At 59.7% G+C, this 16,528-nt stretch carries 16 protein-coding genes; 7 read left to right on the top strand and 9 right to left on the bottom strand.

Annotated features, from left to right (window positions below):
* Position 1: 1 nt before the first annotated feature.
* The 4 genes from AC13RM_RS23840 to AC13RM_RS23825 form a co-directional block, all read right to left on the bottom strand.
* Positions 2–1,099, bottom strand: coding sequence for an ABC transporter ATP-binding protein (locus tag AC13RM_RS23840; RefSeq protein WP_374816506.1), 1,098 nt, complete (start codon positions 1,097–1,099; stop codon positions 2–4).
* 5 nt (positions 1,100–1,104) lie between these two features.
* Positions 1,105–1,971, bottom strand: coding sequence for a carbohydrate ABC transporter permease (locus tag AC13RM_RS23835; protein ID WP_374816507.1), 867 nt, complete (start codon positions 1,969–1,971; stop codon positions 1,105–1,107).
* Between the two features lie 2 nt (positions 1,972–1,973).
* On the bottom strand, positions 1,974–2,867 hold the full coding sequence (locus tag AC13RM_RS23830) for a carbohydrate ABC transporter permease (RefSeq protein WP_113230854.1): 894 nt from the start codon (positions 2,865–2,867) through the stop codon (positions 1,974–1,976).
* Positions 2,868–3,054: 187 nt separating this feature from the next.
* Positions 3,055–4,371: an ABC transporter substrate-binding protein gene (locus AC13RM_RS23825; protein WP_374816508.1), complete on the bottom strand. Its 1,317-nt coding sequence runs from the start codon at positions 4,369–4,371 to the stop codon at positions 3,055–3,057.
* Between the two features lie 179 nt (positions 4,372–4,550).
* Here AC13RM_RS23825 and AC13RM_RS23820 point away from each other — a divergent pair, with 179 nt between their 5' ends.
* The 4 genes from AC13RM_RS23820 to AC13RM_RS23805 all read left to right on the top strand — a co-directional run bounded on the left by AC13RM_RS23820 (position 4,551) and on the right by AC13RM_RS23805 (position 7,979).
* On the top strand, positions 4,551–5,342 hold the full coding sequence (locus AC13RM_RS23820) for an IclR family transcriptional regulator (RefSeq protein ID WP_095436363.1): 792 nt from the start codon (positions 4,551–4,553) through the stop codon (positions 5,340–5,342).
* A gap of 65 nt (positions 5,343–5,407) precedes the next feature.
* Positions 5,408–6,244 (top strand): amidohydrolase family protein, encoded by an 837-nt coding sequence (locus AC13RM_RS23815; protein WP_374816509.1) that lies wholly within the window; start codon positions 5,408–5,410, stop codon positions 6,242–6,244.
* 30 nt (positions 6,245–6,274) lie between these two features.
* Positions 6,275–6,820 carry a MaoC family dehydratase gene (locus AC13RM_RS23810; RefSeq protein ID WP_374816510.1) on the top strand — a complete coding sequence of 182 codons (546 nt, stop codon included), beginning with the start codon at positions 6,275–6,277 and terminating at the stop codon, positions 6,818–6,820.
* Position 6,821: 1 nt separating this feature from the next.
* The gene (locus tag AC13RM_RS23805; RefSeq protein ID WP_374816511.1) at positions 6,822–7,979 is read left to right on the top strand and encodes a CaiB/BaiF CoA transferase family protein; all 1,158 of its coding nucleotides are present in this window, start codon (positions 6,822–6,824) and stop codon (positions 7,977–7,979) included.
* Positions 7,980–8,090: 111 nt separating this feature from the next.
* On the opposite strand, the gene tal is transcribed toward AC13RM_RS23805, so the two are convergent.
* The gene (gene tal, locus AC13RM_RS23800) at positions 8,091–9,056 is read right to left on the bottom strand and encodes a transaldolase (protein ID WP_069615972.1); all 966 of its coding nucleotides are present in this window, start codon (positions 9,054–9,056) and stop codon (positions 8,091–8,093) included.
* Between the two features lie 501 nt (positions 9,057–9,557).
* On the opposite strand from tal, the gene AC13RM_RS23795 reads away from it, so the two are divergent.
* The gene (locus AC13RM_RS23795; protein ID WP_113230860.1) at positions 9,558–10,547 is read left to right on the top strand and encodes a sugar-binding transcriptional regulator; all 990 of its coding nucleotides are present in this window, start codon (positions 9,558–9,560) and stop codon (positions 10,545–10,547) included.
* A 270-nt stretch (positions 10,548–10,817) separates the two neighbouring features.
* Here AC13RM_RS23795 and AC13RM_RS23790 read toward each other — a convergent pair whose 3' ends face one another.
* Positions 10,818–11,690 carry a methylated-DNA--[protein]-cysteine S-methyltransferase gene (locus AC13RM_RS23790; RefSeq protein WP_285176037.1) on the bottom strand — a complete coding sequence of 291 codons (873 nt, stop codon included), beginning with the start codon at positions 11,688–11,690 and terminating at the stop codon, positions 10,818–10,820.
* A 111-nt stretch (positions 11,691–11,801) separates the two neighbouring features.
* Complete coding sequence (locus AC13RM_RS23785; RefSeq protein WP_285176036.1) at positions 11,802–12,305, bottom strand: DUF2244 domain-containing protein; 504 nt, start codon at positions 12,303–12,305, stop codon at positions 11,802–11,804.
* Positions 12,306–12,327: 22 nt separating this feature from the next.
* On the opposite strand from AC13RM_RS23785, the gene nth reads away from it, so the two are divergent.
* Positions 12,328–13,107, top strand: a complete 780-nt coding sequence (gene nth, locus AC13RM_RS23780) for an endonuclease III (protein WP_208409419.1) — start codon at positions 12,328–12,330, stop codon at positions 13,105–13,107.
* A 2-nt stretch (positions 13,108–13,109) separates the two neighbouring features.
* On the opposite strand, the gene AC13RM_RS23775 is transcribed toward nth, so the two are convergent.
* The gene (locus AC13RM_RS23775; RefSeq protein WP_285176033.1) at positions 13,110–13,826 is read right to left on the bottom strand and encodes a sulfate transporter family protein; all 717 of its coding nucleotides are present in this window, start codon (positions 13,824–13,826) and stop codon (positions 13,110–13,112) included.
* Between the two features lie 253 nt (positions 13,827–14,079).
* Between AC13RM_RS23775 and AC13RM_RS23770 the strand changes: the two genes are divergently transcribed.
* Positions 14,080–14,931, top strand: a complete 852-nt coding sequence (locus AC13RM_RS23770) for a MurR/RpiR family transcriptional regulator (protein WP_113230864.1) — start codon at positions 14,080–14,082, stop codon at positions 14,929–14,931.
* 5 nt (positions 14,932–14,936) lie between these two features.
* Here AC13RM_RS23770 and AC13RM_RS23765 read toward each other — a convergent pair whose 3' ends face one another.
* The gene (locus tag AC13RM_RS23765) at positions 14,937–16,520 is read right to left on the bottom strand and encodes an FGGY-family carbohydrate kinase (protein ID WP_285176030.1); all 1,584 of its coding nucleotides are present in this window, start codon (positions 16,518–16,520) and stop codon (positions 14,937–14,939) included.
* Positions 16,521–16,528 lie beyond the last annotated feature (8 nt).

The following is a 16,528-nucleotide window of genomic DNA, read 5'->3' as shown; positions in this document are numbered from 1 at the left end:
CTTAGATCGCCAGACTCTTGCCGGTTTCAGTGGAGAAGAGGTGTGCCTGGCTGAGATCGAAGCTCATCTTCAGCCGTTCGCCGCTCTTCAGCGCGCGCGGATTGAGCATACGCGTCACCCATTCGCGCCCGGCGAATTCGACGAAGACGAGTGTCTCGTTGCCGAGTGGTTCGGTGATGGCAACCGGCAGGGTCAGCTCGTAGACGGCGGATTCCGCGCCCGAATGCAGGCCGTGACCGGTCGGGAAGATATCATCGGGCCTGAGACCGAAAGCGACCGTCTCGCCTTCCCTGACCTTGCCGGCAAATTGGCCCGGCAGCGGCAGACGGTCGCCATTCTTGAAGATGAGTTCTCCGCCCTTCAGCGTCGCCTCCTCGATGTTCATCGGCGGCGAGCCGATGAAGCCAGCGACAAAGCGTGTAGCGGGCCGCTTGAACACTTCATCCGGCGTGCCGACCTGTTCGATATGGCCGTCACGCATGATGACGATGCGGTCGGCGAGCGTCATGGCCTCGACCTGGTCGTGCGTGACGTAAACAACCGTCGACTGCACCTTGGCATGCAGCTTCTTGATCTCGGTGCGCATCTGCGTGCGCAGCTTGGCATCGAGGTTCGACAGCGGCTCGTCGAAGAGGAAGACTTCGGGTTGGCGCACAATGGCGCGGCCCATGGCAACGCGCTGACGCTGGCCACCGGAAAGCTGCGCCGGGCGGCGATCCATCAGCGCTTCGAGGCTTAAAATAGCAGCGGCCTCGTTGACGCGCCGGTCGATCTCGGCCTGCGGCTGCTTGGCGATCTTCAGCGAGAAACCCATGTTCTCGCGCACGGTCATATGCGGATAGAGCGCATAGGACTGGAACACCATGGAGATATTGCGGTCGCGCGGCGGCAGGTCGTTGACGACCGTATCGCCGATTTCGATCGTGCCGTCAGAGACATCCTCCAGGCCGGCGATCATGCGCAGCGTCGTCGACTTGCCACAGCCGGACGGGCCGACGAGCGCGATGAACTCCTTGTCCGCGATGTCGAGATCGATCCCGTGGACGATTTCCAGCGCGCCGTAGCGCTTGACGAGTTTTTTGAGGGAAACCTGAGCCATGGAGATCAACCTTTGACCGCACCGAATGTCAGACCCGACACCAGATGCTTCTGAATGATGAAAGTGAGAGCGAGCGCCGGAATGATCATCACGACCGCCAGCGCGCACATGCCGCGCCAGTCGATGGTGAACTCGGCCGTATAGTCGAGCAGGCCCACAGGCAGCGTCTTGGAATCGACGGAGCGGGTCAGCTGCGAGGCCAGTGCATATTCATTCCAGCAGGTGAGGAAGGCGAAGATGCCGGCGGACGCGATGCCCGGGCCGGCAAGCGGGAACTCCACCTGCCAGAAGGCCTGCCAGCGGGTGCAGCCGTCGATCTGCGCGGCTTCGGCGAGATCTTTCGGCACCTGCCGGAAGAAGCCGTCGATCAGCCAAATGGTGAAGGGCACGTTCAGCGCGACGTAGGTGAGGATCAGGCCGAAATGCGTATCGATGATGCTGAGCCGGGCATAGACCATAAAGAGCGGCAGCGATAGCGCCACGCCGGGCACGGAGCGCGTCAGCATCAGCCCGAGGAACACGGCCGACTTGCCAGCGAAACGGAAGCGGGCGAAGGCATAGCCGCCGGACATGCCGATGACGAGCGCAATGGCGGTCGAGGTGACGGAGATAATGAGCGAATTGCGGAAATAATCCCAAACGGGAATGCCGCCCTGCCCGACACCGCTGAACATGGCGCGATAGGCCTCCAGCGACAGCTCCTGCGGTATCCAGACCGCCGGCTTGGCCATGATTTCCACGGTCGGCCGCAGCGAGCTGATGACGATCCAGAAGCCGGGCAGGCAAATGACGAGCATCGCAAGGAAAAGACCGGTGAGATAGGCGACCTTCCGGAGGCGGCGCTGCAGGCGTTGTTGAGCGTTGCGATCCATGATTACCACTCCGCTCCGATCTGGGTACGGGCAAGCGCCAGCTTACGGAAGAAATAGACGGTGAAGACGATCGAAAGGATGATCGAGACATAGGCCATGGCGTTGGCGAGCCCCATCTGCGCATCGGCATAGGCAGTGCGCCCGACCAGTGTCCAGATCAGCTCCGTGCGCCGCGCCGGCCCGCCATCCGTCATGATCTTGACGATGTCGTAGGCGCGGGCGACATCCAGCGAGCGGATCGTCATGGCAATGAAGGCGAAGGGCATCAGGAACGGCCATGTCACATAGCGGAATGTCTGCCAGCTGGTGCAGCCATCGACCTTGGCGGCCTCGACAGGCTCCTGCGGCATGGCGAGCAGCCCGGCAAGGATCAGGATCGCGAAGACCGATGTCGACGACCAGACTTCGGCAATGACGATGGAAAGCAGTGCCAGATTGCCATCGATCAGCCAGGGAATGGCCGTCTCGGTAATGCCCAGGGATTGCAGGGCATTGTTGATGATGCCGACATTGTCGTTGAACATGAATTTGAACTGGAAACCGACGAGGACAGGCGAGAACATCATCGGAAACATCATCAGCGTGCGCAGCACCCGCTTGCCGTGGGTCGCCTTGTTGACCAGCAAAGCCAATCCGAGACCGAGCAGCATTTCCAGATTGAGCGCGATCGTCAAAAGCACCACCGTGCGCACGAAAGCCGCGAGAAACACCGGATCGGTGAGAATGCGGATGTAATTGCGCAGGCCGATGAAGGTGAAGAGCGTCGCCGGCCTTGTTAGGCGAAACGGCGTGAAGCTGGAATAGAAGGACAGAAGCAGCGGAAACAGAACCACGGCCACCAGGACGATGATCGCCGGAAGAAGAAGCAGGACCGGTGGAGATATTCTTTTGAGCATAGTTTGCACCTGTCGGCATTCCTCGGCAGCGTGGCCCGGACTGCTTGGAATGGATTACTTGGGACGAGACCCGGCACAAAACCGGCAGGCGCGAACCGGCCCCTGGCGGTGCCGATCGAAAGCCATTCTCGAAGTCAGTTTGCAGAAGTCCCGCGCTCTTCAAAACGCGGGACTCCGATTGCATCGCCTAAAGCGCGCCAGCATCCTTCAGGACATCGGTTGCCTTCTGCGCAGCGGCGTCGAGCGCCTCCTTCGAGCTCTTGTCGCCGAGGATCGCGGCCTGAAGCTCGGGATAGACGACGTTGGAAATCTCGATCCATTGCGGCGTGCGCGGAACCGGGAAGGCATATTTCATGGCTTCCTGGAAGGTGCTCAGCACTTCCTTCTTGTAAGGATCGGAAGCAGCCTGCTGGATATCCCACTCCCATACGGCCTTACGGGTCGGCAGCGTGCCGTTGGCGGCTTCGAGCTTCTGCGAGTCGTCGTTGGTCAGGAACCAGACGAGCGAAGCTGCGGCATCCTTATGGGCGCAGGATTCAGTCACCGAAAAGCCGTGATGCCCGGACCAGCCGGTGTGCTTGCCGGAGGAGCCGACAGGCTGCACGACGACGCCGACATTGCCGGCGATCTTCGAAGATTTCGGATCGTTGAAATAGGTCGCCCAGCCCGGCCAGTCGAGATCGAGCGCGATCGAGCCGGAAGCAAAACCAGCGCCGAGATCGTCCCACAGGTAGTTGGTCGTGCCAGCCGGAACGGCCTTGGCCTTGTACATGTTGACGAACCAGTCGAGCGCGCGCACGCCGGCTTCGGAATTGAAGGCAGGCTTCCCGTCCTTGCCGAGATATTCGCCGCCTTCGGCGACCAGCATTTCATAGAAGCGGCCGTTGATGGCCTCTTCCTTGCCGGGGAATTGCGTGCCGAAGAAGTTCGGCGGGTTGGAGAAGAAGACCGCCTGATCGGAAACTTCCTTCCAGGTCTTCGGCGGCGCAAGATCATAGCCGTACTTCGCCTTGAACGCCGTCTTCTTGGCCTCGTCACTATAGAGGCTCTTCTGATAGTAGAGCGCCGAGACGTCGAACTGGGCACGCGGCAGCATGATCAGACGATTGTCGATGGTCGAGGCCTGAATTGTGGAATCGACGAACTGGGCGATTTCTTCCTTGGGCAGCAGCTTCGAAAGATCGGTGTAGAGGTCAGGATATTGCGGTGCAAAGGACGAATGGTTCGAGCCGACGCACCAGGAGATGCTGCCCGAGGCCATGTCCGACTTGATTTCCTTATCCAGCTCGAAGTGGTTCTTCTTCGACAGGATGTTGACCTTGGCGCCGGTTTCCTTCTCCCACTCGGAAATGCGCGCGTAGAGCGGCTCATATTGCTGACCGCCGATGAGCTTGGCGTCGATCGTCACACCCGGAAATTTGCCCGGCAGATCCGCAGCGAAGACCGCTGTGCCGGCAAGCAATGCCATCGTGCCGGCAGCTACACCGGCCCTCCAATTCCTCATCGAACTTCCTCCCTTAAGCTCGGACCCCTTGTCCGATCGTCCTCGCGACCCAAATATGGATCAATGATTTATAAGTAAACATCTTATTCATTGGCCGTCAAGCCGCGATCGTGCGCTTGTAAAATGCCTTCATTCATATATGAATGATAGTTCACGTTTCTTCGCATGGGGACTTGTTGATGAGCATAGAAGACGACAGTGATCGCTACCGCGCACCGGCGCTGGACAAGGGGCTCGACATTTTGGAGCTGCTGGCGACGATCGATGGTGGCCTGACGCAGGCCGAAATCGCCAAGGCGCTCAACAAGAGCCCCAACGAATTCTACCGCATGCTCGATCGTCTCGTACGGCGCGGCTATGTGCAGCGGCAGGATGGCGATCGTTTCTATCTGACGCTGAAGCTCTTCGGCCTTGCGCATTATCATGCGCCGGTGCGTCGCCTCGTCTCCTTCGCCACACCGCTGATGCGCGAATTCTCCAACCGTGCCGAACAGGCTTGTCATTTGGCGATTTATGATCGCGGCTCGGTCGTCGTCATCGCACAGCAGGATTCGCCGACCTATTGGGGCATCTCCATCCGCGTCGGCGCGCAGATCAATCTCTATAATACCGGCTCCGGCCATATTCTTCTGGCATTCCGGGATGCAAAGCAGCGCCAGATGATGATCAACGAGCAGAGACGCCAGGAACAGGATCCGGAGGAGCCCCCTGCCGATCTCGAGGAAAAGCTCGCAGCAATTCGTGAAAAGGGCTTCGAAACCATGAGCAGCCTGCAGACGAGCGGCGTACACAATATTTCCGCCCCCGTGCTGGCGATGGATGGCAACGCGCTTGCCGCCCTCACCTGCCCCTATATCGAGCCAGTGAACCCGAAGGCACCCACGCGCGAGCAGGTGGTCGAATATGTGCGGGAAGCAGCAAAGCAAATCTCCGAAACCGTGGCCGGCACAGTGGACAAGGCCGAGCTATAATTTTTATTTGAATAAACTATTCTTCTGTGAGTATATGTTGAGCAAGCAGGTATGGGAGGATCACCATGCTCTTCGACAGCCATTTGCACATCGTCGACCGGCAAAAGCTTGCCTATCCTTGGTTGGCCGAGGCAGGGTCGCTCGATCGCGACAGCCTCTACGAGGACTATGCGCGCGAGGCCAAGCGGCTTGGGATCACCGATACGCTTCACATGGAGGTCGACGTCGCCGAGGATGATATCGAACGGGAAACCGATTACGTCAAAGGCCTGAGCCGTGAGCCCCGCAGCCTTCTCAGAGGTGCCATCGCCGCCTGCCGTCCTGAGAGCACGAACTTCCCCGCCTATCTCGAACGCGTGCTCGCCGATCCCTTCGTCAAAGGTTTCCGCCGTGTGCTGCATGTCGTGCCCGATGATGTCTCCGAAGGCGCCCTCTTCCGCGAGAACCTGAAGCGGCTCGGCAATACCAGGCTCACCTTCGATCTCTGCGTCCTGCCGCATCAGATGTCCAAGGCGATCGCGCTGATCGACCTCAATCCCAACGTCCGGTTCATTCTCGACCATTGCGGCGTGCCGGCGGTGAAAGACGGGCTCAGCGAAAGCTGGGCGTCTGGTATCAAGGAAGTTGCCAAACGCTCGAACGTCATCGTCAAGATTTCCGGTGTGATCGCCTATGCAGATCCAGACAACTGGACGCCGGAAACGCTGCGTCCCTTCGTCGAACATTGCATCGCAAGCTTCGGCTGGGATCGTGTCATATGGGGCAGCGATTGGCCGGTCTGCACGCTCGGCGGCAATCTCTCCACCTGGGTCGCAGCCACCCACACGCTGATGCAAGGCGTAAGCAGCGACGAACGAAACCGGCTCTATCGCCTCAATGCCAAGCGCCTCTGGTCTCTTTGAGATCGGAGGTTTTCCATCGAAAGACATGCCATGACCGCCACCGTCGGCATATCCAGCACCCATCCGAAAACCATGCCGGCCGATCACGCCGAGATTCCTGTCTGGAACGCGGAAAACTGGTTCTACGAAGATTTCGAGATCGGCCACAAGATCCGCTCGCTGCGCCGCACGATCTCAGAAGGCGAGTCCCAGCAGTTCAACGCGCTGGTGCTCGACATGCATCCTTATGTCAGCGATCAGATTTTTGCGGAAACCGAGGGCCTGTTCGGCAAGCGGCTGGTTGCCGGCGCCTTCGTCTTTTCCGCCGGCCTCGGGCTTGTCGCGACCAATTGCGTGAACGCCTTTTCCTATGGTTACGACAAGCTGCGCTTCATCAAGCCCACCTTCATCGGTGAGACGATCTACACCATCCGCACCAATCTCGATAAGCAGCCGAAATATGGCGAACTCGGCTTGATCCGCTCTTCTTACGAAGTCTTCAAGGGCGAAGGCGAATTGGTGCTCTATTGCGAGCATATCCAGACGGTGCGCTACAGGAACGGCCGGCCCGCGGACGCGCCGCCGCTGAAAGTCTGACATGACCAAGGATAACGAAGACGGCCTGCTCTCCGGCATCATCGTGCTGGATATGAGTCAGTTTCTTGCCGGCCCGATGGCGGCGCTACGGCTCGGCGATCTCGGCGCGAGGATCATCAAGATCGAGCGGCCCGATGGCGGCGATCTCTGCCGCCGGCTTTATCTCAGCGACACCGAGATCGGCGGTGACTCCACGCTTTTTCACGCCATCAATCGCGGCAAGGAGAGCTTTGCCCTCAACATGAAGGATGCAAGCGATCTTCAGGAACTGCGCACGCTGATCGCCAAGGCCGACGTCGTCATCCAGAATTTTCGCCCCGGCGTCATCGAACGGCTTGGCCTCGATTACGCTGCCGTTGCCGCGATCAATCCCCGTATCGTCTATGGCAGCATCACCGGATACGGCCCTGACAATGAATGGCGCCACTTGCCCGGACAGGATCTGCTGGCGCAGGCCCGCTCCGGCGCCATGTGGCTGAACGGCGAGGCCGATGACGGGCCTGTGCCCTTCGGGCTCGCCGTCGCCGACATGCTGGCCGGTAATCTCCTGGTTCAGGCCATCCTTGCCGGACTGGTGCGCCGCGGCGTCACCGGCCATGGCGTGCATGTGGAAACGAGCCTGCTGGAAGCGATGGTCGACTTCCAGTTCGAGGTCCTGACCACGCACCTGAACGACGGCGGCCGCCTGCCGAAGAAATCCGCCGTGCGCAATGCCCACGCCTATCTCGCCGCGCCCTACGGCGTCTATCGTTGCGCCGATGGCTGGCTGGCGATCGCGATGATGCCATTGGCGAAACTCGCGCCGCTGTTCGATTTGCCCACGCTTGCTGAGTGCACGCCGAACGATGCCTTCCAGCGCCGTGACGAGATCAAGAGCATGATCGCCAGCCGCCTACAGGAAAAGACCGTTCGCGCATGGCTCGATCTCCTGGAACCTGCCGATATCTGGGCGGCGGAAGTGCTGGATTGGCCAAAGCTCTTGCAAAGTGCCGCCTTCCGTAAGCTCGACATGCTGCAGATAGTGACCCGCGATGACGGCACCTCCGTGCGCACGACGGCAAGCCCAATCCGGGTGAATGGTGTTCGAGCAAAAAACGATATGGCAGCGCCGACGATCGGTGGGCAGTCGGAGAAGGTCAGGGCAGAGTTTCTTCGGTAACTCATCGCACATTTTGTATGCGCTGGCCTGACATATCTTCCAAAACAAAAGGGCGCCGCATTCCTGCGACACCCCTGAGCAGCCACTCCCCAAAGAGAGCCAATCTCACCTTCAAGCAGCCGCGAGCTGCAGCTCCTTGCTGACCATGGCGCGCAGCGTGCCGAGATCCTTGGCGAAGGCGCGGATGCCTTCGGAGAGCTTCTCGGTTGCCATTGCGTCTTCGTTCATCATCCAGCGGAAGGTCTTTTCGTCGACGGCGATCTTTTCGACGGAACCCTTCGGCTCCGGCGAGAGCTTGCGCTCCAGCTTGCCTTCGTCCTTGGAAAGCTCGTCGAGCAGGTTCGGGCTAATCGTCAGGCGGTCGCATCCGGCCAGCGCTTCGATTTCGCCGGTGTTGCGGAAGGAGGCGCCCATGACGATCGTCTTGATGTCGTTGGCCTTGTAGTAATGGTAGATGTCGCGCACCGAGATGACGCCCGGATCTTCTTCCGCAGTGTAGTCCTTGCCGGTCGACTTCTTGTACCAGTCGAGGATGCGGCCGACGAAGGGCGAGATCAGGAAGGCTTTGGCATCGGCGCAGGCAATGGCCTGGGCCTTGCTGAAGAGCAGCGTCAGGTTGCAGTCGATGCCTTCCTTCTGCAGCACTTCAGCGGCGCGGATGCCTTCCCAAGTGGAGGCGAGCTTGATCAGGATACGGTCACGCTCGATGCCGCGCTCCTTGTAGGCCGCGATGATGGCGCGGGCCTTGGCCAGCGAAGCTTCAGTGTTGAAGGAGAGGTCGGCATCGACTTCGGTCGAGACACGGCCGGGAACGAGACCGGAGAGCGCCGCGCCGACAGAGATCGCCAGGCGGTCGGCAACGGCGGCAACGACGGCTTCGGACGCACCGCCCTGCTTCTTACCCCAGGCAACGGCTTCCTTGATCGCATCGGCGAACATCGGCGTGCCGAGCGCCTTCAAGACGATGGTCGGGTTGGTGGTGCAATCCACCGGCTTCAGGCGAGCGACTGCCTCGATATCGCCGGTATCGGCCACGACCGTCGTCATGGCGCGGAGTTGATCAAGCTTGGAAGTCATAACAGGTATCCTTGTTGAATGAGGCCCATTTGGATGGGAGATGTCAGGCGGCGGATCCGGTCTTTCGCCGGACGGGACCGAAGGCGTCAGGGGGAGTGCAGCCTTCCTTCTCCTATGTTTCGGTAACGGGATAAAAACAGCGAAAGTTCCATTTCCGGTGAACGGCCGAGCGATGAGGAGACAACCTTCCAAAAACAAGCTTTCCGCCGGTATCGGGCGCCCTATATGGCTCCCTGTCCGGCCTGGCACCTGCTCTCAGCAGCACTCGCACATTGTCCTCCTCGACTGGACAAGACCGAATTCCTCAGCGCTGACTATCAGCAATCTCGCACGGAAAAGTCAAGGACATTTGTGCAATTCGATTGACATAAGTTTCATGTCATAGAATATCGGCAGCGGAAGAGCTGATCTCGCCTGCTCCAGTCATCTGCCAAAATCCTTTCGCATCTCAGGCGGATCATGACGTTAAACGACGCATGCGACAATCTCGCCGGAGGACCTGTGGCCAAACTGAGACGCGGAACGCATACCGCCTATTCGGAGACCTCCTCCCTGAGGCTTCGCGCCGCCTGGCTCTATTACAATCAGGGCCTGACGCAGAAAGATGTTGCCGAACAGCTCGGCATCAGCCGCACCACGGTCATCCGCCTGCTGGACGAGGCCATGCGCCGCGCCGAAGTGCAGATCTGGATCACCGAAGGCATTGACGACTGCGTGGAGCTGGCGATCAAACTCGAGCGCACATATGGTCTCGACGAGGCGATCGTCGTTCCCGAGCCCGCCGGCGGCGATGTGAACGCCCAGGCAAAGAGCGTCGGCCTGGCGCTTGGCCAGTTCCTAACCGAAGCCATCCCCGACAATTATACGATCGGCGTCGGCTGGGGCCGGACGATGACGGCTTCGCTCGCGAGCTTCCGTCCGACTCGCCGCGACAATTGCAAGGTGGTCTCCCTGCTCGGCGGCATCGTCGCCGTCCATCAGACAAACCCGATCGATTATACCTGGCGTCTGGCAAGCCAGCTCGGCGCGGAATGCTACATGTTCCTGGCACCGCTGCTCGTCGACTCCGTCGAGACCAAGCGCAATCTCATCGAGAAATGCGGCCTCGAGGCCATCTATCGGCTGGCGGAAAACCTCGATCTCGCCATCGTCAGCTGCGGCGATATCGGCCCACAATCGACATCACTGTCGGAAGGCTTCATCTCGAAGCGGGAACTGGAGGAGCTGATCGACATGGGCTGCGTCTGCGACACCATGTTCAACTTCCTCGATGCCGACGGAAATTCTGTCGATCACCCGATCAACAAGCGCGTCATGTCAGTCGATCTCGATACGCTGAAAAAGGCAAAGCACATCGTGATCTCCTCCGGCGGCGCCCACCGCGCGCAGGCGATCAGCGCCACCATCAAGCGCATCGGCTGCAATACTTTGATCACGGATGAAAGTGCCGCCAAGGCGCTACTGCAGATGGCGATGGCTAAGGCAGCTTGAGGGCGCTTCGGCCGGCAGCTCCGAGCGCGTCGAAAGTGCGACCCCCCTCTGTCACTTCGTGACATCTCCCCCACAAGGGGGGAGATTGGTAATGCGCGGCAACCTCTCACTTCAAAGCAAACATCGAGTCTGCTGAAGTTGCAGCAGCTAAACATTCATTAGGGCGATCCCCAAACTCCCAACGATCTCCCCCCTTGTGGGGGAGATGTCGCGAAAGCGACAGAGGGGGGTATCAGAGCCTCAGCGATCTCAAAACTTTCGAACCCCCCCTCAAGCATCCCCCGCTTCCCATCCCAGCATCGCCCGCTTTCGCGTCAGCCCCCAGTGATAGCCCGTCAGCTGCCCATTCTTGCCCAGCGCACGATGGCAGGGCACGACGAAGGAGATCGGGTTACGTCCGACAGCCGCACCTACGGCCCGCATGGCCGTCGGCTGGCCGATATCCCTGGCGATGTCGGAATAGGTCACGGCGCGGCCCATCGGGATCTTCAACAGGCTTTCCCATACGCGAAGCTGGAAATCCGAGCCGATCAGAACCACCCGCAGCGGCTGATCGCTCGACCACTTGGATCGCTCGAAGATACGCGCCGCGTAAGGCGCCGTGGCATGCGGGTCCTCGATGAACTCGGCATTCGGCCAGCGGCAGGTCATGTCGGCGAGGCAAGCTTTCTCATTGCCGGAATCGCTGAAGGCGAGACCGGCAAGGCCGCGATCCGTGACCATGATCAAGGCGAGCCCGAAGGGCGAGATGTGAAACGCATAGCGCATCACCAGACCATTGCCCCTCGCCTTCCATTCGCCCGGCGACATCGCCTCATGCGTGACGAAAAGATCGTGCAGCCGGCTCGGACCGGACAGGCCGACCTCGAAGGAGGTCTCCAGCAGCGGCAGATCCTCCTTGCGCAGGAGCCGCTTCGCATGATCAAGCGTGACGGCCTGCAGAAACGCCTTGGGCGACAGACCGGCCCAGCGCGTAAACGTCTTCTGCAATTGGGTCGGCGATTGGCCAAGCCGATCGGCAAGCATCTCCAGCGAAGGCTGGTCGCGATATTCCTCCGTGATGAGCTCGATGACCTCCCGCACGGTGTCGTAATCCTGACCTTCCGGGGTGATGTCTTTCTTCAGCTGTGCAATCGCATTCATGATCTTTCTCCTTGGAAAGGAGAAAACCACGGCAAGAGGGCTAAAACCACCCGTTTCTTGCGCATATGGTCTCTCTGCAAAAATGTGATATCGCCGATTTGGGCAAGCGGCTCATATCCGCTGCGTCACCGTCGCCAATGCCCGCTTGAAAGCCTTGGCAAAGCTCTCGCGATCCTCCGGATTGAGAAAGGAGCCGACATCGGTATCGTGGCGTCTGTCGCGCACATGCATGGAGACGACGCCGATCTCGCGGTGGCGGCGAACGAGGAACCGCGTCCAGAACGGATTGAAATCATGTTCCACCATCCGCCCCGTCGGCGAAAACTTGCGGATGGAAACGTTGGTGCGCGATACCGTCACCTCTTCACGCACGCGTCCGGAGCGATAATTCAGCCAGAAGGCGCCGTAGAGCAGGAAGAAATCGGCGCCGAAGAAGATGCCGATCGGCCAGGCGCCACGCGTGACGAAGAGGATACTGTAGAAGAGGCAAAAGATGCCGGCCAAGGCCAGCATGATCTTGAACCCCTTTCGCGGCAGCGAGCGATGGGGAAACAATTCGGCGGCGAAAACCGGCCTGTTGCCGTCTGCAGCCGTATCGGCGTTGCGTTCCGTCATAGGACTTGAGTATAGGTCGTTTATGGCAAATCCAAAGATCAAATCCAGCGCCCAAACCGCGAAAAAGTCAAATGCGACCGCAGGCCGCAAGCCGGCCGCCAAGAGCCTCTATTCCAAGGCGGACCTGGAAGAGATTTTCCGGCGCTTCTCCATTCAGCGGCCGGAGCCGAAGGGTGAGCTGGAACACGTCAATCCCTTCACGCTCGTCGTTGCGGTGGCACTGTCGGCACAGGCGACGGATGCCGGTGTCAACAAGGCGACGCGCGCGCTCTTCGCCGTCGCCGATACCCCGCAGAAGATGCTCGATCTCGGCGAGGAGCGCATCCGCGAATATATCAAGACGATCGGCCTTTACCGCAACAAGGCGAAGAATGTCGTAGCACTTTCGGAAAAGTTGATCACCGATTTCGGCGGCGAAGTGCCGCGGACGCGCGAGGAGTTGATAACGCTCCCCGGCGTCGGCCGCAAGACCGCGAATGTCGTGCTTTCCATGGCCTTCGGCCAGGCCACGATGGCCGTCGACACGCACATCTTCCGCATCGCCAACCGGCTGCTGCTCGCCCCCGGCAAGACGCCCGACGAAGTCGAGCAGCGACTGATGCAGATCATCCCCGATCAGTATCTCTACCATGCCCACCATTGGCTGATCCTGCATGGCCGCTATGTCTGCAAGGCGCGCAAGCCGGAATGCGAACGCTGCGTGATCGCGGACCTCTGTCGCTCGCCGGAAAAGACCTGGGACATCCCCGCTCCCCTGGTCGAACTTCCGGCGCAGATCATCGGGGCTGAAGCGGCAGGCTGAACCTATCGAAGGCGCGGGTTCGCTTCCTTGTGCGAAATCAGCTTGTGCAGATGCACCATCATGCCGGCGGCAAAGAGCGGCGTCAGCAGATTGAGAAGCGGAATTGCCAGAAAGGCCGCGATGACCAGGCCGGCCAGAAAGACCGTGAAGGCGTGCTTGACGCGGAATTGCCGCGCCTCGTCCGGTGAGCGGAAGCGCATGGCGGCGAATTCGAAGAACTCGCGTCCGAGCAGATAGCCGTTCACCAGAAAAAAGGCGATCAGGTTGACGCCCGGAATGAACAGCAGCAACAGCGCCACGATATTGCCGACGATGACGACGCCGAGAAACCGCACGGAGCTTTTCATCGCCGCGGCGATCGGCATCGCCGTTCCGGGCGCATCGCCTGGGTAGTCGCGCTTTTCTACAACTTCAGCGACATCATCGAGAAAGAGCCCGGCAATCAGGGCCGTGACCGGCGAAATCAGCAGCGCCATCACCAATGCCAATGCGATGCCGGCGAAGATGGCAAGGAAGAGCGTAAGCCAACCCGTCCAATCCGAAGCGGACGGCATGAAGCCCTGCAGCCAAGGCAATACGAAAGAATTGAAGGCGCCTCGCAGGACGAACCAGAGCACAAGAAGCGCCAGCAATGTGAGGCCCAGAACCTTCCAGAAAACTTTGCGCGTCTCCGGCGCAAACAGATTTTCTAGGGAGAGGCGGGCAGCAAGGCCAATCATTCGGTCTACCTCTTTTGGTGGCAGTTGGACACTTAAGAAGCGGTTGCATCGATATCAATATCGCGTGCAAATATATGAATGTACCAATTAAAAATTTGAATTATTGTAATACAGTTTGCACTAATATATCCTGTACGCCACATTAAGAACAACAACCGCAACAAGATCGGCGACCCGATCGAAATTGAATGGCCAATTGACATAGAAATTGGCGCGATAGAACATCGAAAAGACCACCAAAGAGGCGCAAAACTTGGAAGACCTGAGTCAGAAACTTAGACAATATATAAAGATCGGTACTCCGGCCGAACGAAGAATTGCGAAGTATTTCTCCGAGCATCTGAATGAACTACCGTTCGAGACGGCTTCCTCCGTTGCCGACAGGCTGGAACTGAGCCCGATGACGGTAGGACGGTTTCTGCGGTCGCTCGGCTATCACGGTCTGGATGGGATAAAGGTACACCTCAAGGAAAATGCGCCCAGCCTCTCGTCGCAATTGCCCAATATCCTCGAACAGCTTCAGAAGGACGCAAGCGAAGGCCATCCGCTTGCAACCCAAATTGCCGAACAGGTCGAGATGCTGCAGCATATCTACAACCTCGCCGGCCAGCCGCAATGGCACGACGCGGTTGCGACAATTCTGTCCTCCAGCAATGTCTTCATCACCTCCCACCCCAGTCTCGCGGGGATCGGCCGCTATTTCCGCGACCGCCTGACCTTTGCCCGTGATCAGGTCCTTTTCCTCGATGGCGCCAATGGCAGCTATATCGAGCTGTTCGGCGAGCCGTCCGACGATTCGCTTCTCGTTGTCATCGACTCCCTGGGCTTCGTCACCTCGCGTCTTCTGGCGCGCTCGGCTCGTCGCGCGGGCTGCAAGGTATTGCTGGTAACTGGTCAATTCACGGAATGGGCGCATGAATTCGCAAACATCACGCTGTCCCTACCGCCGCAACGCGCCAATAGCCGCGAAAACCTTTCAGCCATAATGGCGCTGCTGGAATATCTGGCGATTTCAGTCGCTCACGCCGCGGGTGAAACGGCGGAAATGAGGACGCGCCGCATCGAAGAACTTCAAGGTATATTTGCCCAGGCGCCGCTCCGGTAGGCCGCCTATTCCATGGCGTCCAGTTCCGCGCGATGGCGATACATGGCGAGGAAGCGCCGGTAGTCGCGATCGTAGAGCTCTTTCTTTTCGGCATTCGGCAGCCGCTCGTGACCGCCCGGGTACATGGCTGCGCCGGCAGCACCCAGGCTTTCATGGAGACCGCAGGAGACCGAGGCGGCGATTGCCGTGCCGAGCAGGACCGTCTCGTTCATCTTGGGGATCACGACCTTGCAGCCGGTCACGTCGGAGTAGAGTTCCATCAGCACCGAATTCTTCACATGGCCGCCGGCGACATGCAGTGTGTCGGGCACGTAGCCATAATCCCGCATCCGCTCCAGGATATGGCGAATGCCGAGCGCAATGCCGACACTGGTGCGCCAATATAGCCGGCAGAGACCATCGAAGGAGGCATCCAGCGTCATGCCGCTGATGACGCCCAATGCATGCGGATCGGCGAGCGGCGATCGATTGCCGTGAAAATCGGGCAACACATGGATACGCCCGCCAAGGGAATCACCCTCCGCAAGCCTGAGCTGAGCAATCCGCCGAACGATACGATCGTGCAATGCCGCCGTCGGCGGCCCGCCGGCCGCATGCATGCTGACGATATGGTCAAGCAATGCGCCCGTCGCCGACTGCCCCGCTTCGGCAAGCCACATCCCGGGGAAGACGGCCTCGTAATATGGGCCCCACATGCCCGTGCTGCGCTTGCGCTCCCGCGCAAAGGAAACCACGCAGCTCGATGTTCCTGCAATCAGCGCCAGCTGATGCTCCAACGTGGCGGCATCGCCCGCATGGGCTGCAAGTGCGCCGAGCGCGCCCGCATAGGCGTCGATCATGCCCGCACCGACATGGCATTCACGGTCGAGACCTAGCGCTTGCGCCGCCTCAGCCGTCAGCGTGCCGATGGACCGGCCGACGGGAACGCTCTCGTCTGGCAGGCTGCCGCGTTCGCGCAGATCGCCAAGGCCGATCACATTGAGAAAATCGGCCTGCCAGCCCGGCTCACGATGCGCAAGGTAATTCCATTTCGCCACCAGCGTCGAGCGCGACCGCGCAAGCGAACCGGTCGCCTTCCATGTCATGAAATCAGCAAGGTCGAAAAAGTAGCCGGCCTGTGCCCAGCTTTCCGGAAGGTTCTCCTTCAGCCACATCAGCTTCGGCATTTCCATTTCCGGCGACATGAACTCGCCCGAATATTCGAGAACCGCATGCCGCGTGGCCGTGCAGTAATCAGCCTCGGCCAGCGCCCGATGATCGAGCCAGACGATGGTATCGAATCTCTTCTCGCCACCGGTGGAAACGGTGAGTTGCCCGCCATCGCGGTCACGCACGACCAGCGAACAGGTCGCATCGAAGCCGATCGCGCCGATAGCGGACGCATCGGCGCCGGATGCCTTCACGGCTCCGCGAACGGCGGTGCAGACGGCGGCCCATATATCTTCGGAATCATGCTCGGCGTGGTTTTCACGCGGGCGGTTCATCAGGATCGGATGTTCGCTTTTTCCCAGCAGTGAGCCGCTCGCGGTGAAGACACCAGCGCGTGCGCTGCCTGTGCCGATATCGACCGCAACCACGTGATCACGCATGCAAAAGA

Source organism: Martinezella sp. CNPSo 3732 (genome assembly GCF_057784515.1).
Note: the sequence above shows the minus strand (reverse complement) of the source record. Positions and strands in the feature narration are given on the sequence as shown.

Bases quoted from the DNA above. Each gene is read 5' to 3' on its own strand.
- AC13RM_RS23840 (WP_374816506.1), bottom strand. From the start codon at position 1,099: ATGGCTCAGGTTTCCCTCAAAAAACTCGTCAAGCGCTACGGCGCGCTG.
- AC13RM_RS23835 (WP_374816507.1), bottom strand. From the start codon at position 1,971: ATGGATCGCAACGCTCAACAACGCCTGCAGCGCCGCCTCCGGAAGGTC.
- AC13RM_RS23830 (WP_113230854.1), bottom strand. From the start codon at position 2,867: ATGCTCAAAAGAATATCTCCACCGGTCCTGCTTCTTCTTCCGGCGATC.
- AC13RM_RS23825 (WP_374816508.1), bottom strand. From the start codon at position 4,371: ATGAGGAATTGGAGGGCCGGTGTAGCTGCCGGCACGATGGCATTGCTT.
- AC13RM_RS23820 (WP_095436363.1), top strand. From the start codon at position 4,551: ATGAGCATAGAAGACGACAGTGATCGCTACCGCGCACCGGCGCTGGAC.
- AC13RM_RS23815 (WP_374816509.1), top strand. From the start codon at position 5,408: ATGCTCTTCGACAGCCATTTGCACATCGTCGACCGGCAAAAGCTTGCC.
- AC13RM_RS23810 (WP_374816510.1), top strand. From the start codon at position 6,275: ATGACCGCCACCGTCGGCATATCCAGCACCCATCCGAAAACCATGCCG.
- AC13RM_RS23805 (WP_374816511.1), top strand. From the start codon at position 6,822: ATGACCAAGGATAACGAAGACGGCCTGCTCTCCGGCATCATCGTGCTG.
- tal (WP_069615972.1), bottom strand. From the start codon at position 9,056: ATGACTTCCAAGCTTGATCAACTCCGCGCCATGACGACGGTCGTGGCC.
- AC13RM_RS23790 (WP_285176037.1), bottom strand. From the start codon at position 11,690: ATGAATGCGATTGCACAGCTGAAGAAAGACATCACCCCGGAAGGTCAG.
- AC13RM_RS23785 (WP_285176036.1), bottom strand. From the start codon at position 12,305: ATGACGGAACGCAACGCCGATACGGCTGCAGACGGCAACAGGCCGGTT.
- nth (WP_208409419.1), top strand. From the start codon at position 12,328: ATGGCAAATCCAAAGATCAAATCCAGCGCCCAAACCGCGAAAAAGTCA.
- AC13RM_RS23775 (WP_285176033.1), bottom strand. From the start codon at position 13,826: ATGATTGGCCTTGCTGCCCGCCTCTCCCTAGAAAATCTGTTTGCGCCG.
- AC13RM_RS23765 (WP_285176030.1), bottom strand. From the start codon at position 16,520: ATGCGTGATCACGTGGTTGCGGTCGATATCGGCACAGGCAGCGCACGC.